Genomic DNA, 13,300 nt, shown 5'->3' with positions numbered 1-13,300 from the left:
AGCGCCAGGATGTTGGTCTGGAAGGCGATGCCGTCGATGACGCCGATGATGTCCACGATCTTGCGCGAGGAGGCGTTGATCGAGCCCATGGTGTCCACCACCTGGCTCACCACGCTGCCGCCCCGCACCGCCACCTCGGAGGCCGAGACCGCCAGCTGGTTGGCCTGCCGCGCGTTGTCGGCGTTCTGCTTCACGGTGCTCGTGAGCTCTTCCATCGAGGCCGCGGTCTGTTCCAGCGAACTGGCCTGCTCCTCGGTGCGCGACGACAGGTCCTGGTTGCCGGTGGCGATCTGCGTGCTGGCGGTCGACACGTTCGCGACCACGCCGTGCACCTGCTGCAACGACGCCTGGAGCGCCGTGCGCATGCCGTCGATCGCGCGCAGCAGCAGGCCGGTCTCGTCCTTGGCGTAGTTCGTTTCCGGCGTGCCGCTGAGGTCCATCCGGCCGATGGCTTGCGCCGTGGTCTCGGCCCGGCGCAGCGGCAGGGTGATGCTGCGCGCGAGGCCCCAGGCCAGCAGGCTGCCCAGCGCCAGCGTCACCGCGGTGCAGACGGTCAGCAGCATGCTGGTCTGCGCGCGCAGCGCCTGGCCGCGCTGCGCCGCGGCATCGAGGCCGGCGCGCTGCAGGTCCACCATCTGCTGGACACCGGCCAGGTAGCTGACCGACGTCGGCTCGAAGCGTGCGTTGAAGACGCGGTCGGCGCCCTCGAGGTCGCCGGCCAGCTTGAGCTTGCTGACCTCCTCGCGCGCCGCGAGGTATTCGCGGCGCAGCTCGCCGACCTTCTGGAACAGCGCGCGCTCCCCGGGTTCGGTCATCTGGCCCTCGATGAATTTCTGCAGCGCGTTGGTGTCCTTGATGGCGGCCGCGGTGGCCGGCGCGAAGTAGGCGATCAGGCTCGGATCGCTGCTCTTGGCGATCGCCGCCGCCCGCTGCACGCCGGAGGTCGTGTGGCGCAGCCAGTCGGCGCCGGCGCGCTCGGTCTTGACGTTGTCGTTGACCATGCCGTCGATCTCGACGCCGAGGTCGCGCAGCTTCAGCACCGCGAACACGCTGCTGGCGAGGAACAGCGCCAGGATGGCGCCCAGCACAAGCGCCAGGCGCCTGCCGATCGAGAAATTGCTCAGAAACATGGCCGTGATTCCAGGTGGGACAGAGGGAGAACGCAGGGGTATATCGGCAGCCCGCCGGAATACTTGAGGGCGCGCTCCATCCGCCCGAATCACGCAGGTCGAGCGAAGAGCCGTCGGTGCGGCGACCTGGCGCCTTGTTTCAGGCCCGTCTTTCGCTGCGGCCGTGCCGGCGTGCGTCGGCAGGCCTCGCCGCGCGGCCCTGGCGGAAGAAGGTGGCCCAGTCGCTGCGTTCGCGGGCGGCATCGATATCGATCGGGTCGTCGGACACCGTGATCAGCCGCAGGGCGTCTTCGCTCGGCAGCGCCTGGCTGGCATAGAGGAAGCGGAGCTCGCAGTCGCCGGCACTGATGGCATCGCCGTTGGCCAGCGCGCGCTCGCGGATCCGCGTCTTGTTGACGAAGGTGCCGTTGCGGCTTGCCAGGTCGGTCAGCACGAAGCGGTCGCCGGTCCAGTGGATCGCCGCGTGATGGCGGCTGACCCCCAGGCTGTCGATGTGAACCCCGCAGGCCGGGTCGCGGCCGATGGTCGTGATCGGCCCCCTGATGTTGACCTGCCGGACGCTGCCGTGGCGGGTCAGGACAATGAGTCTGGACATGTCGATCTCGTAGGGCGGTTGGTTGCAGTGCTTGCATTTCGGCAGGCGCGGTCGATTTCTGAAGTCGACGAAATCCGAAAACTGAGACATTCGTCGCGGTCGGCGCGTCCGAGATTCGGCGAGTCGCCCGCCAGCGCCGTCGCCGTCCACTACGCTCGTGGGCTTCGGCGCAATCGTTCGCCGTGACATGTCGAGCGGGAAAGAACTGGCAATGAGAAAAGCGCGCAACGTCTTCTATGTGGTCGACGACCACCCGATGATGAGGGACGCCATTGCCTTGATGCTGCGGCGGTTGCGTCCGGCCGCGGGCATCGTGGAGATCGATCGCCTCGACAAACTGGCCGGCGCGGTCGAGCGCAACGGCGCCGCCGACCTGATCTGCCTGGACCTGAACCTGCCGGACACCCAGGGTTGCTCGGGCGTGCAGGCGGTTCGGCGTGACCATCCCGAGGTGCCGATCGCGGTCTATTCCGCGCTGCCCGCCGCCGACATGGAGGCGCTGTGCCTCGAGGCCGGCGCCGACATCTACATCGAGAAGGCATCGGACGCCGCGGGACTGATCAAGGCGCTCAAGGGCCTGCTGGAGACCGACTCCGACCCGGAAGACGCGCCCGCTGCGCCGGCGCTCGAGAGCGGCGCCAGCCTGACGAAGCGCCAGGGGCAGTTGGTGCAATTGATCGCCGAGGGGCTCGGCAACCGCGAGATGGCCGAGAGGCTCGCGATCAGCGAGGACACGGTCAAGGTCCACATGTGGCGCCTGTACCGGCGCATCGGCGTCAACAGCCGGACCCAGGCGCTGCACTACGCGCGCACCAACGGCCACCTGTCGAGCGCGGCGGCGAGCCTGGTCTAGGCCCGGCGCCGGGGGCGCAGGCACGGGCTGTACCATCCCGCTGCATTGGCGTCCGCCGGACGCGCTGCCCCACAGGAGAAAAAATGATCGGACGAATCCTTGCCTTGGCCCTGGCGATGCTGCTGGCCGCTTGCGCGAGCCCGGTGACCGTCAAGACCGACTTCGATGCCAAGGCCAGGTTCGACGGCTATCGCAGCTACAGCTGGATCGCCCAGCCCGCGGGCGACGCACCGCTGGTGCCGCAGAGCATCATCCAGGGCATCGACACCCGGCTGCAGGCGCGCGGCTGGAAGCGAGTCGCCGACGGCGAGGTGCATGTCGCGGCCCACGTGACGACGCGTGACGGCCAGACCTACAACACCTTCTACAGCGGCATCGGCCACGATCTCACCTGGCTCGGATTCGGTCCCGTGCCCGACAGCGTGACGATGTCCACCGACCCGTACCGGGCGGGCACGCTGGTGGTCGACATGTTCGACGCCAAGAGCCGGCGGGCGATCTGGCGCGGCAACGCGGCCGGCATCCTGCCCGACGATCCGTCGCGCCTGAACGCCTCGGTGCAAGGCGCGCTCGACCGGATGTTCGCCGACTTCCCGCCGGGCCCGCCGTCCGGCCGCTAAGGAAGCCCTCGCGCGAATTTCGGCGCCATCGTCCTAAGCAGGGGTGGCGATGGTTGCAGCGGCCAGTGCCGGCTCCACCACCCGCTCGAGCTGCTCGCGCAGCCAGCGGTGGATCGGATCGGCCTGGTGGCGCAGGTGCCAGACCATGTACATCGGCATCGACGGACAAGCCAGGGGCACCGGCGCCATGTCGAGGTCGCGCAGCAGATGGGCGCGCAGCAGGCTGGGCAGCGTGGCGATCGAGTCGCCGCCCAGCAGGAATGGACCGATGCCCGCGAAGCTCGGCAGCTGGGCAACGAAGCGCCGCTGCACGCCGCGTTCGGCCAGCACGTCATCGATGTCGAGCCGGCGCCGAGGCTCGTACAGCACCGTCACATGTTCGGCGGCCAGATACTCGTCCCGGGTGTGCGGCGGCTCTCGCTGGCTGGCATCGTAGAAGACCCGGTACTGGTCCTCGAACAGGCGCTTCTGCAGCACGTCGCTGGCGCACGGCGGGCGCGGCGTGATCACGAGCTGGCAATGTTCGTCGCGCAGCATCTCGGCCGACGGTGCGCCGGATGAAATCACGCGCAGCGCGAAGCCCGGCGCCTGTCGTCGAACATGCCGCAGCAGCGCGGGCAGCAGTAGGTCGCGCTGCAGGTCGTTGGCGGCGATCGTCACCGTGGCGACGAGCGTGGCCGGATCGAAGCCGGCGGCGTTGCTGAAGCTGCGCAGCTCGTCGAGCATGACGCGTGCGCGCGATGCCAGCGCATGCGCATGCGCGGTGGCCACGATGCCGCGCCCGGACTTCACGAACAGGGGATCGCCTACGATGGCGCGCAGCTTGTCGAGGAGATGGCTGACGGCCGACTGGGTGACGCCAAGGCGCTGCGCCGCACGTGTGACCGAGCCTTCTTCGAGCACCGCCAGCAGCAGTTGCAGCAAGTGGCCGTCGAGGTCCAAATGATCGAATCGGCTCATGGCTGGAATGAGTGTCTGTGCGTTGATCGGCGTAGGCCCCGAGTGGATACTGAACCCATGGCGCCGGCAACTGCATGTCGCTCGAAACTTGATTCGGATCAAGGCGCCAGGAACAACGACGAAGGAGACTCTCTTGCCAACACCCAATCCGAGGCAGCCGGTACCTGGAACCACCATCTTCGACGGCGAACAGGCCCGCAAGGGCTATGCGCTCAACAAGATGTGCTACTCGTTCAACCAGGCCGCGAGCCGGGCGGCCTTCGTGGCGGACGAAGATGCCTACTGCGCGGCTTTCGGGCTGAATCCCCAGCAGCGTGAAGCAATCCGAAATCGCAACGTGCTGCAGCTGATCGAGGCCGGCGGCAACGCGTACTACCTCGCCAAGTTCGCCGGCATCTTCGGTCTCGACATGCAGGACATCGGGGCCCAGCAGACCGGCATGACCAAGGACGAATTCAAGGCCAGGCTGCTGGCCGCAAGGGGTTGAGCCATGGCAAGAATCGTTGGTGGCATCGCCACCTCCCACGTGCCGGCGATCGGCCGGGCGATCGAGAAGGGCCTGCAGAACGATCCGTACTGGAAGCCGTTCTTCGACGGCTTCCCGCCGGTGCGCGACTGGCTCGCGAAAGTCCGGCCCGACGTCGTCGTGCTGGTCTCGAACGACCACGGGCTGAACTTCTTCCTCGACAAGATGCCGACCTTCGCGATCGGCGCTGCGCCGGAATACCACAACGGCGACGAAGGCTGGGGCATTCCAAGCCTGCCGCCGCTGCAGGGCGATCCGGTGCTGTCCTGGCGCTTGATCGAGTCGCTGGTCGCCGAGGACTTCGACCTCACCACCTGCCAGGAGATGATGCTCGACCACGCCGCCATGCTGCCGATGGCGCTGTGCTGGCCGGACATGAAATGGCCGGTGCGCGTGCTGCCGGTGTGCGTCAACACGGTGCAGGCGCCGTTGCCGTCGGCAGCCCGCTGCTATCGGCTGGGCCAGGCGATCGCGCGCGCGGTGGCGGCATGGCCGGGCGACGAGCGCGTGGTCGTGATGGGCACGGGCGGGTTGTCGCACCAGCTCGATGGCGAGCGTGCCGGCTTCATCAACAAGGACTTCGACCTGCAGTTCATGGAGAGCATGCGCTCCGACCCGGCTTGGGCCACCCGGTTCTCGACCGTCGAGCTGGTGCGACTCGCGGGCACCCAGGGCGTGGAGATCCTCAACTGGCTGGTCGCGCGCGGCGCCCTGCCCGAGAAGGTGCGCGCGGTGCACGCCAACTACCACATCCCGATCTCGAACACGGCGGCAGGACTCATGGTGCTCGAGCCGCTGGGGTAGCTTGCCGCGCGCGGTCGTGCCCGCCGCGCCCCCGGCGACGCCGTCAAGCCAGCCGGACGACCTCCGGGTCGTGCGCGTCCGCGTGCAGGCGCTCGACCGCCGCGGCGCGCCGCGCGAGCACCGCACGCTGGTTGATATAGCCCTTGTCGGTGATCTCGCCGGCGTCGATGTCCGGCGGTGCGCCGAGCACCAGCGCACGCACCGGGCATTGGGACGAGCCGGCGCCGGCGTCGCGCAGCTCGCGCATCACGCGCAGCAGCGCGGCCTTCCACTCGGCCGGCGGCAAGGCCGCGGCCTGCGGGCTCGCAAAGACCAGCATGCCGATCTCGTTGCGGTCGTGCCCGGTGACGACGATGTCCTGCGCCAGCGGCGCGAGCCGCGAGACCAGGTCCACGCGCAGCGTGCCGACCGAGACCCAGGTGCCGCTCGCGAGCTTGAAGTCCTCGGCCACGCGGCCGTGGAACATCACGCCGCGCTCCGGCCGCTGGGCATCGACGAGAAAGCCGGCATCGCCGATGCGGTAGTAGCCCTCGTCGTCGAAGGCCTCGGAGGTTTCGCGCGGCGCATGGCGGTAGCCCGGGAACACCGTGACGCCCTTGACGCGCATCTCGAGCTTGTCGCCGTTGGGCACGAACTTCAGCTCCAGCCCCGGCAGCGGCGCGCCGATGCAGCCCGCGCCGTCGAGCCGCCAGTGCGCCGAGGTGATCGCGGGGGAGGTCTCGGTCGCGCCCCAGGAGGTGGTGAGCCACAACGGCTGCACCGGCCGCGCGCGCCGGGCCACCGCTTCGAGCCGCTGCCAGGTTGAGGGCGCGAGCGCCGCGGCCGCATAGAAGGCGAGCCGAAGCCGGGACATCAGTTCGGCCGCGAGCGCATCGTCCGCTTCCAGAAAAGGCAGCAGCATGTCGTAGCCGCGCGGCACGTTGAACAGCAGCGTCGGGCGCACCTCGCGCAGGTTGCGCACCGTCTTCTCGATCAGCCCGGGTGCCGGCCGGCCTTCGTCGATGTAGAGCGCGCCGCCGTGACTGAGCACCATGTTGAAGTTGTGGTTGCCGCCGAAGGTGTGGCTCCACGGCAGCCAGTCGACCAGCACCGGTTTCTCGGCATTCAGGAAGCGCCAGGTCTGCGCCATCATCTGCTGGTTGGCGCACAGCATGCGATGCGTGTTGATCACCACCTTGGGCCGGCCGGTCGAGCCCGAGGTCAGCAGGTACTTGGCAGGGTCGTCGGGCAGGATCGCCTCGAAGGCCTGCATCACGGCCGGCGTCTCCTGCGCCTGCATCAGGCGCTCGAAGGGCAGGGCGCCCGGATGCGCATCGGCGTGGCGGCTGAACACCGTGAGCGCGTCGACCCCGCAGCCTTCGAGCGCCGCGCCATAGAGCCTGGCGTCGGAGGCATAGATCAGCGCCGGATCGAGCGCGCGCAGCATGCCGTGCAGCCGCGTCGGGTCCTTCGCCATCCGCGAGTAGGCGCTCGAGAGCGAGCAGGCGGTGCGGCCGATGTGCATCGTCGCGAGCATCAGCACCGCGTGGTCGATGGCGTTGTCGGAGAGGATCGCCACCGGCCGGTGCTTGGGCACGCCGAGGTCGAGCAGGCCTTGCGCGACCGCGCCGACCGCGCGGCGCAGCGCGCGGTAGTCGAGCTGGCGCCAGCCTGCGACGCCGTCCTCGCGTTCGGCCAGCGCCAGCGCGTCGGGCGTCTCGCGCGCCCAGCGCTCGAGCCATTCGCCGACGCACCGCGCATAGGGCCGGAGGGCCACCGGCGAGCGCAGCACGAACGAACCGTCGTCCAGATCGATGCGCACGGTGCGCGGCGGCGCGATCGGGTCCGGGTCGTCGGGAAAGCCGTTGTCGTCCATCACGCCATCCTTCATTCCAGTGAACCCGAGGCCGCCTTGGCGCGGATCAGGTCCAGCAGCAGGGTGTCGCGCGCCGCTTCGAGTTCGGCGCTGCGCCTGTGGCCGAGTTCGGCGGCGACGCCTTCGGCCACCCGCTGCTTGAGCTCCGCCGTCATCGACGGCGCGCCCAGGTCCTGCCACCAGTCTTCGATCGGTCCGCCCAGGTGGTCGAGCAGGTGCGCGATGCCGCCGGCGCCGCCGGACAGATGCAGGTTCATGAAGGGGCCCATCAACGCCCAGCGCAGGCCGGGCCCTTGGGCGATCGCGGTGTCGATGTCGGCCACCGACGCCACGCCCTGGTCGACCAGGTGGAAGGCTTCGCGCCACAGCGCCGCCTGCAGGCGGTTCGCGATGTGTCCCTTGATCTCGCGCCGGACGTGGATCGGCCGCTTGCCGATCGCGGTGTAGAACGCCATCGCGCGCGCGATGGCATCGGCCGAGGTGTGCTCGCCGCCGACCACCTCGACCAGCGGGATCAGGTGCGGCGGGTTGAAGGGATGGCCCAGCACCACGCGCTCCGGATGCCGGCATTCGGACTGCACGCCGCTGATCGCGAGCCCCGAGGAGCTCGAGGCGAGCAGCGTGGCCGGCGGCGCCGCCGCGTCCATGCGGCGGAACAGGTCGACCTTGATGTCGATGCGTTCGGGGCCGTTCTCCTGCACGAAGTCGGCGCCGGCCACGGCGTCCTCGAGCCGCGCGTGAAAGCGCAGCCGATCGGGCGCCGCCCCGTCGGCGAGACCGAAGCGCTCCATCGTCGGCCAGTGCTGCGCCACCGCCTCGCGCAGCCGCGCCTCGGCACCCGGCGAGGGGTCGGTGGCGTCGACGTCGAGCCCGCGGGCCAGGAAATACGCCGTCCAGCTCGCGCCGATGACGCCGGTCGCGACGACTGCGACCCGCTGCGCATGGGGTGTTGCGGTGAGCATCTGCATGGCTTCCCGCGTCAACGCGGCGCGAACTCGGGCCGCGGCGCGCCGACCCTCGGCAGGCCCAGCATCTCGCGCGCCTCGGCCGGCGTGGCGGGTTCCATGTCCATCTCGCGGATGACCCGCACGATGCGCTCGGTGAGCTGCAGGTTGGTCGCCAGTTCGCCGTGCCGGTAGTAGAGGTTGTCCTCCAGCCCCACGCGCGCATGGCCGCCGAGCAGCAGCGCGGCGATGTTGGCCTCGAGCTGCGAGGGGCCGATGCCGCTGACGCCGAAGATCGCGCCCTTGGGCAGCGTGTCGACCATCATCTGCAGGTTGCGCGGCGAATACGGCATCGCGTTCTGGAAGTTCCGGTGCACGTTCATCACGAGGTTGATGAAGTAGGGCTCGTCGTCCAGGCCCTCCTGGATCAGCGTGCTCGTGTCCTGCAGGATGTGGGTCGGGCTGAACACCTCCCACTCGGGCTTGATGCCGCGCGCCTTCATCGCGGCCCTTCGAGAGCGGCGTGTCCATCAGGATGTCCCGGCCCTCGAACGACAGGTTCAGCGTGGTGGCGTCGAGCGTGCACATCTCGGCGCCTGCGTCCATGCCCTTGACGCGCTCCTCGAAGGCGATCTCCCAGCGCCCGCCCGGCAGCGGCTTGACCATGTCGCCGTGCACGCCGCCGCCGGTGGAGTTGTTGATCACGATGTCGCAGCCGGCGGCGCGGATGCGGGTGTTGATGTCGCGGTAGACGCTGGCATCGCAGGTGGCGCCGTCGTCGGGCCGGCGCGCATGCAGCGCGACGACGCTGGCGCCGGCGTTCCAGCAGGCCACCACGTCGGCGGCGATTTCGGCGGGCTGGGTCGGGAGGTGGGGGTTCTGCGACTTGTGGGCCATGCCGCCGGTGGGGGCGATGGTCACGATCACTTTGCGCTTCGACATGGGGTGTCTCCTGTGAACAGCGGAGTATTATTTTTGGCTGCCCCGACCCGCGCAGTCATCGCGACGACATTTGGGGTCAGGGTTTACGAGGCGCACCACGTTCATGCACAACAAGCCGGCCCGCAGGCAACACGCATCGCTCTCGCTGTCCATTCCCGGCCTGCTGGAGCTGTCGGGCTGGTTCGTCCACCTGGAGCCCGACGCGCAGGCGCGCGTGCTCGACGAGATGCGCGAGGAGCACGTGGCCGCCGGGGCGGCGCTGTGCCGGCGCGGCGAGGCGCCGCTGCACTGGTACGGCACGCTGGAGGGCCTGCTCAAGTGGTCGATCACCTCCGACGACGGCCGCTCGGTCACCTTCGGCGGCCTCTCGGTCGGCAGCTGGTTCGGCGAGGGCACGCTGCTGCGCGCCGTGCCGCGCACGGCCGACATCATCGCGCTGCGCGACAGCCGGGTGGCGGTGCTGCCGGTCGAGACCTTCGAGTGGCTGCACCGCACCCAGATGAGCTTCAACCACTTCCTGCTGGTGCAGATCAACGAGCGGCTGCACTGGTTCATGGGCAACTACGCGGCGCAGCGGCTGCTCGATGCCGACAGCCAGGTGGCGCGCGCGATCGCGGGGCTGTTCCATCCCTGGCTGCATCCCCTGGGGCAGGCGCACCTGGAAACCTCGCAGGAGGAGATCGCCAACCTGTCGGGGCTGTCGCGGCAGCGCTGCAACGCGGCGCTGAGCCGGTTGCGTGCGGCGGGGTTGCTGCAGATCGAATACGGGGGGATTACCGTCGTCGACCTGGAAGGGCTGCGGCGCTTCGTGGATCAGATCTGAGCGCAGGGCCCCTGGAGCCAGGTCCAGTTGTTCGAGCTGCGGTTGGCCAGGTTCGCCGGGTGTCTTGCCGCAAGGCCCGACCCGGCAGGCCGACCTCCTGCGCCTGCTGCACAGCTCGACGCCGCCCATCCGTGCGCGAAGCTGATGCGGACAAGGTCATCGCTTCCGATGACGCAAGGACTGCTGGCCGGGGGAGCAAAATGGCAAGGCGGAATGAAAGAAACGGCCATGAAGCTCCTGAAGCTCGCGTGCATCACGGTCTTGGTCGGGTTGCCATGCCTGGCAACCGCGGAGTCGCTGCGGTGCGCCGGCGGCATCGTCTCGGAGGGCGACTCTCGGCTGTCCGTCATCTACAAGTGCGGTCAGCCGGTGCTCACGGACACCTACTGTGCGCCGGTGTATTACGCTGGCACCCTCAATGTGGTTCCGGAGCCTTTCGCATCGGCGGTGGTGCCGTGCCAGCAGGTCGAAGAGTGGCTGTACGAGCGCGGGCCGGGCGAGATGGTGGCCACCGTGTTCCTGCGCTCAGGCGTGGTGCGGACCATCGCGTACGGGCGCCAGCCCCGATAGCTTCATGGCGGCGCGATCCCTCGCGCCGCCGGGACGCTCACACGCCGAGCAGTTCCTCCAGCACGGCCGGCTCGGCCACCAGATCGGCGGACGGGCCGTGCCGCACGATGCGTCCCTTCTCCATCACCACTGCGCGGTCAGTGTGGCCCAGGACCTTGCGCCAGTCGCGGTCGACGATCAGCGTGGCGATGCCGGTCGAGCGGATGTCGGCGATCACGCGCCAGATCTCGGCCACGATCAGCGGCGCCAGGCCTTCGGTGGCTTCGTCGAGGATCATGAGCCGCGGGTTGGTCATCAGCGCGCGCCCGATCGACAGCATCTGCTGCTCGCCGCCCGAGAGCTGCTGGCCGCCGTGGGAGAGCCGTTCGGTCAGCCGCGGGAAGGTGGCCATCACGCGATCGAAGGTCCAGTCGCGCTTGCCGTCGATGCCGGCGCGTGCGCTCATCACGAGGTTCTCGCGCACCGACAGGTTCGGGAAGATGCCGCGCCCCTCGGGCACGTAGCCGATGCCGCGCCGCGCCATCTTCTCGGGCGCCCAGCCGGTGACCTCCTGGCCGTCGAGTTTCACGTGGCCGGAGGCCGGCCGCACGTAGCCCATCAGCGAGCGGATCAGCGTGGTCTTGCCCATGCCGTTGCGCCCGAGCAGGCCGACCGAGGTGGCGGCCGGGATCTCGACGTCGACGCCGCGCAGGATGTGGCTGTCGCCGTAGTAGGTGTTCAGGTCTTGTATCGACAGCATCTCAGTTTTCCACGACGCGACCGCGTGATCCGCGACGCATGAAACCGGCACAGCCCAATGCCAGGGATACCGCGGAACCGGCTTTGCCGGGCCGCTGGTATCGCCCCCTTGAGGGGGGGGCGCCGCAGGCGCTTCGGGGGTGTTTCATTTCAATGATCCTCGCCCAGATAGGCCGTGCGCACTTCGGGATTGCTCCGGATCGACGCCGGGTCGCCGGTCGCGATCACGGTGCCGTTGACCATCACGGTGATGCGGTCGGCGATGCGGAACACCGCGTCCATGTCGTGCTCCACCAGCAGGATCGCGTGCGAGGCCTTGAGGTTCGCGAGCAGGCCCAGCATGCGCTCGGTCTCCTCGGCGCCCATGCCGGCCAGCGGCTCGTCGAGCAGCAGCACGCGCGGCCGGGTCGCCAGGCACATCGCGACCTCGAGCTGCCGCTTGGCGCCGTGGCTCAGCGTGCCCGCGATGCGCTCGGCCACCGTATCGAGGCCGGCCGCAGCCAGCGCCTCGCGGGCCGCGGCGTTGCTCTCGGCGCAGTCGCGCGAGGCCTGCCAGATCGCCCACGGCCGCGGCGTCGCGGCCTGCGCCGCGAGGCGGCAGTTCTCCAGCACCGTGAACTCCGGGAAGATCGTGGTGCGCTGGTAGCTGCGGCCGACGCCGGCCAGCGCGCGCCGGAACTGCGCCCGCGTCGTGATGTCCTCGCCGTCGAGCGCGATGCGGCCGTCGGAGGCGCTGATTTCGCCCGAGAGCATGTTGATCAGCGTCGACTTGCCGGCGCCGTTGGTGCCGATCACCGCATGCACCTCGCCGCGGCGCAGGTCCAGCGTCACGGCGTTGACCGCGACCAGGCCGCCGAAGCGGCGCGTGAGCTTTTCAACCGCAAGCAGGGTGCTCAAGATGCAGCTCCCCTCGGCGACAGCCGCGCCGCAATCCCGATGATGCCCTTGGGCAGCAGCGCCACGAAGGCGATGATGGCCAGCCCGAGCGTGAGCTGCCAGTGGTCCGCCATCGGGCCGACCAGGGCATGCGTCGAGAGCAGTTCCTTCAGCAAGGTGAACGCCACCGCGCCGATCACGGCGCCGCGCAGGTGGCCGAGGCCGCCGAGGATGATCATCAGCAACACCTCGCCCGAGTTGTGCCAGGCCATCAGTTCAGGGTTGACCACGCCGTCGCGCGAAGCCACGAGGAAGCCCGCCAGCCCGGCCAGCGCGCCGGCGATCACGAAGGCCGCCAGCTTGTAGCCGTAGACCGGGAAGCCGGCCGCGCGCATGCGCTGCTCGTTGACGCGGATGCCGGCCAGCGCGGCGCCGAAGCGCGAGCGCCGGATCAGCGCCAGCAGGCCGTAGGTGGCCGCCAGCGCGGCCAGCACGAAGTAGAACTGCACGGTCCGGTTCTCCAGGTCGAGCGCGCCGAGGGCCGGTCGGATGTACATGTAGATGCCGTCGCTGCCGCCGCCGAGCGCGGTGTCGTGGAAGACGAAGAAGGCCATCTGCGCGAAGGCCAGCGTGACCATGATGAAGTAGACGCCGCGGGTGCGCAGGCTCAAGGCGCCGACGGCCAGCGCATACGCCGCGGCCGAGCCCATGGCCAGCGGCAGCAGCCAGGCGATCGAGCCGCCGTCCTTGCCCGAGCCGAGCACGGTGGCGTAGGCGCCGATGCCGTAGAAGGCCGCATGGCCGAGGCTCACGAGGCCGGTCATGCCGACCAGCAGTTCGAGGCTCAGCGCGAAGATCGACAGGATCATCACCTTGACGATCAGGTCCGACATATAGGGACTCAGCATCGGGCCGAGCAGGCCCAGCGCGATCGCGCAGAGCACGGGGAGCCAGTGGTTCAGTTTCTTCATCTCAGTGGCCATGGCGCGTGGCGCCTTCCGCGACGCGTGAAACCGGCGCAGTCAATACGAGGGATGCCGTGGAACCGGCTTTGCCGGGCCACT

General features: G+C 69.3%; 14 protein-coding genes and 1 pseudogene. 6 read left to right on the top strand and 9 right to left on the bottom strand.

Features of this window, described 5'->3' with window-relative positions; translation table 11 throughout:
- Positions 1 to 1,130: methyl-accepting chemotaxis protein (locus tag AC1DYK_RS30725; RefSeq protein ID WP_478169751.1), on the bottom strand; the 1,130-nt coding region annotated here is incomplete at its 3' end.
- A gap of 139 nt (positions 1,131 to 1,269) precedes the next feature.
- On the bottom strand, positions 1,270 to 1,725 hold the full coding sequence (locus tag AC1DYK_RS30720) for an FHA domain-containing protein (RefSeq protein ID WP_478088253.1): 456 nt from the start codon (positions 1,723 to 1,725) through the stop codon (positions 1,270 to 1,272).
- A 211-nt stretch (positions 1,726 to 1,936) separates the two neighbouring features.
- Here AC1DYK_RS30720 and AC1DYK_RS30715 point away from each other — a divergent pair, with 211 nt between their 5' ends.
- A complete protein-coding gene (locus tag AC1DYK_RS30715) occupies positions 1,937 to 2,578 on the top strand; it encodes a response regulator transcription factor (protein WP_478169750.1) in 642 nt (213 codons plus the stop codon).
- Positions 2,579 to 2,661: 83 nt separating this feature from the next.
- A complete protein-coding gene (locus AC1DYK_RS30710) occupies positions 2,662 to 3,198 on the top strand; it encodes a DUF4136 domain-containing protein (protein ID WP_478169749.1) in 537 nt (178 codons plus the stop codon).
- A gap of 33 nt (positions 3,199 to 3,231) precedes the next feature.
- Here the strand turns inward: AC1DYK_RS30710 and AC1DYK_RS30705 are convergent, their stop codons facing one another.
- A complete protein-coding gene (locus AC1DYK_RS30705) occupies positions 3,232 to 4,158 on the bottom strand; it encodes a LysR family transcriptional regulator (protein WP_478169748.1) in 927 nt (308 codons plus the stop codon).
- A 133-nt stretch (positions 4,159 to 4,291) separates the two neighbouring features.
- Here AC1DYK_RS30705 and AC1DYK_RS30700 point away from each other — a divergent pair, with 133 nt between their 5' ends.
- Positions 4,292 to 4,645, top strand: coding sequence for a protocatechuate 4,5-dioxygenase subunit alpha (locus AC1DYK_RS30700; protein WP_478088245.1), 354 nt, complete (start codon positions 4,292 to 4,294; stop codon positions 4,643 to 4,645).
- A 3-nt stretch (positions 4,646 to 4,648) separates the two neighbouring features.
- Positions 4,649 to 5,488, top strand: coding sequence for a class III extradiol dioxygenase family protein (locus AC1DYK_RS30695; RefSeq protein ID WP_478088243.1), 840 nt, complete (start codon positions 4,649 to 4,651; stop codon positions 5,486 to 5,488).
- 43 nt (positions 5,489 to 5,531) lie between these two features.
- On the opposite strand, the gene AC1DYK_RS30690 is transcribed toward AC1DYK_RS30695, so the two are convergent.
- The 3 genes and pseudogenes from AC1DYK_RS30690 to AC1DYK_RS30680 all read right to left on the bottom strand — a co-directional run bounded on the left by AC1DYK_RS30690 (position 5,532) and on the right by AC1DYK_RS30680 (position 9,229).
- Entirely contained in the window at positions 5,532 to 7,343 is a 1,812-nt protein-coding gene (locus AC1DYK_RS30690; RefSeq protein WP_478169747.1) for a feruloyl-CoA synthase, read from the bottom strand.
- A gap of 11 nt (positions 7,344 to 7,354) precedes the next feature.
- Positions 7,355 to 8,311 carry a 3-hydroxyacyl-CoA dehydrogenase NAD-binding domain-containing protein gene (locus AC1DYK_RS30685; protein ID WP_478169746.1) on the bottom strand — a complete coding sequence of 319 codons (957 nt, stop codon included), beginning with the start codon at positions 8,309 to 8,311 and terminating at the stop codon, positions 7,355 to 7,357.
- Between the two features lie 11 nt (positions 8,312 to 8,322).
- Positions 8,323 to 9,229 (bottom strand): annotated as a pseudogene (locus tag AC1DYK_RS30680) (beta-keto acid cleavage family enzyme).
- 103 nt (positions 9,230 to 9,332) lie between these two features.
- On the opposite strand from AC1DYK_RS30680, the gene AC1DYK_RS30675 reads away from it, so the two are divergent.
- Both AC1DYK_RS30675 and AC1DYK_RS30670 read left to right on the top strand, forming a co-directional pair.
- Positions 9,333 to 10,052, top strand: coding sequence for a Crp/Fnr family transcriptional regulator (locus AC1DYK_RS30675; protein WP_478169745.1), 720 nt, complete (start codon positions 9,333 to 9,335; stop codon positions 10,050 to 10,052).
- 228 nt (positions 10,053 to 10,280) lie between these two features.
- The gene (locus tag AC1DYK_RS30670) at positions 10,281 to 10,622 is read left to right on the top strand and encodes a DUF2845 domain-containing protein (protein WP_478169744.1); all 342 of its coding nucleotides are present in this window, start codon (positions 10,281 to 10,283) and stop codon (positions 10,620 to 10,622) included.
- Between the two features lie 37 nt (positions 10,623 to 10,659).
- Here AC1DYK_RS30670 and AC1DYK_RS30665 read toward each other — a convergent pair whose 3' ends face one another.
- The 3 genes from AC1DYK_RS30665 to AC1DYK_RS30655 all read right to left on the bottom strand — a co-directional run bounded on the left by AC1DYK_RS30665 (position 10,660) and on the right by AC1DYK_RS30655 (position 13,207).
- Complete coding sequence (locus AC1DYK_RS30665) at positions 10,660 to 11,361, bottom strand: ABC transporter ATP-binding protein (protein WP_478169743.1); 702 nt, start codon at positions 11,359 to 11,361, stop codon at positions 10,660 to 10,662.
- 149 nt (positions 11,362 to 11,510) lie between these two features.
- Positions 11,511 to 12,257 (bottom strand): ABC transporter ATP-binding protein, encoded by a 747-nt coding sequence (locus AC1DYK_RS30660; RefSeq protein WP_478169742.1) that lies wholly within the window; start codon positions 12,255 to 12,257, stop codon positions 11,511 to 11,513.
- Positions 12,254 to 13,207: a branched-chain amino acid ABC transporter permease gene (locus AC1DYK_RS30655; RefSeq protein WP_478169741.1), complete on the bottom strand. Its 954-nt coding sequence runs from the start codon at positions 13,205 to 13,207 to the stop codon at positions 12,254 to 12,256. Before AC1DYK_RS30655 ends, AC1DYK_RS30660 begins: the two co-directional genes overlap by 4 nt.
- Between the last annotated feature and the right edge of the window lie 93 nt (positions 13,208 to 13,300).

The organism is Variovorax sp. P2_H12, assembly GCF_056403395.1.
The sequence above is the reverse complement of the archived record's forward strand: the minus strand, read 5'-3'. Positions and strand labels throughout refer to the sequence as shown.

Bases quoted from the DNA above. Each gene is read 5' to 3' on its own strand.
- AC1DYK_RS30720 (WP_478088253.1), bottom strand. From the start codon at position 1,725: ATGTCCAGACTCATTGTCCTGACCCGCCACGGCAGCGTCCGGCAGGTC.
- AC1DYK_RS30715 (WP_478169750.1), top strand. From the start codon at position 1,937: ATGAGAAAAGCGCGCAACGTCTTCTATGTGGTCGACGACCACCCGATG.
- AC1DYK_RS30710 (WP_478169749.1), top strand. From the start codon at position 2,662: ATGATCGGACGAATCCTTGCCTTGGCCCTGGCGATGCTGCTGGCCGCT.
- AC1DYK_RS30705 (WP_478169748.1), bottom strand. From the start codon at position 4,158: ATGAGCCGATTCGATCATTTGGACCTCGACGGCCACTTGCTGCAACTG.
- AC1DYK_RS30695 (WP_478088243.1), top strand. From the start codon at position 4,649: ATGGCAAGAATCGTTGGTGGCATCGCCACCTCCCACGTGCCGGCGATC.
- AC1DYK_RS30690 (WP_478169747.1), bottom strand. From the start codon at position 7,343: ATGGACGACAACGGCTTTCCCGACGACCCGGACCCGATCGCGCCGCCG.
- AC1DYK_RS30685 (WP_478169746.1), bottom strand. From the start codon at position 8,311: ATGCAGATGCTCACCGCAACACCCCATGCGCAGCGGGTCGCAGTCGTC.
- AC1DYK_RS30675 (WP_478169745.1), top strand. From the start codon at position 9,333: ATGCACAACAAGCCGGCCCGCAGGCAACACGCATCGCTCTCGCTGTCC.
- AC1DYK_RS30670 (WP_478169744.1), top strand. From the start codon at position 10,281: ATGAAGCTCCTGAAGCTCGCGTGCATCACGGTCTTGGTCGGGTTGCCA.
- AC1DYK_RS30665 (WP_478169743.1), bottom strand. From the start codon at position 11,361: ATGCTGTCGATACAAGACCTGAACACCTACTACGGCGACAGCCACATC.
- AC1DYK_RS30655 (WP_478169741.1), bottom strand. From the start codon at position 13,207: ATGAAGAAACTGAACCACTGGCTCCCCGTGCTCTGCGCGATCGCGCTG.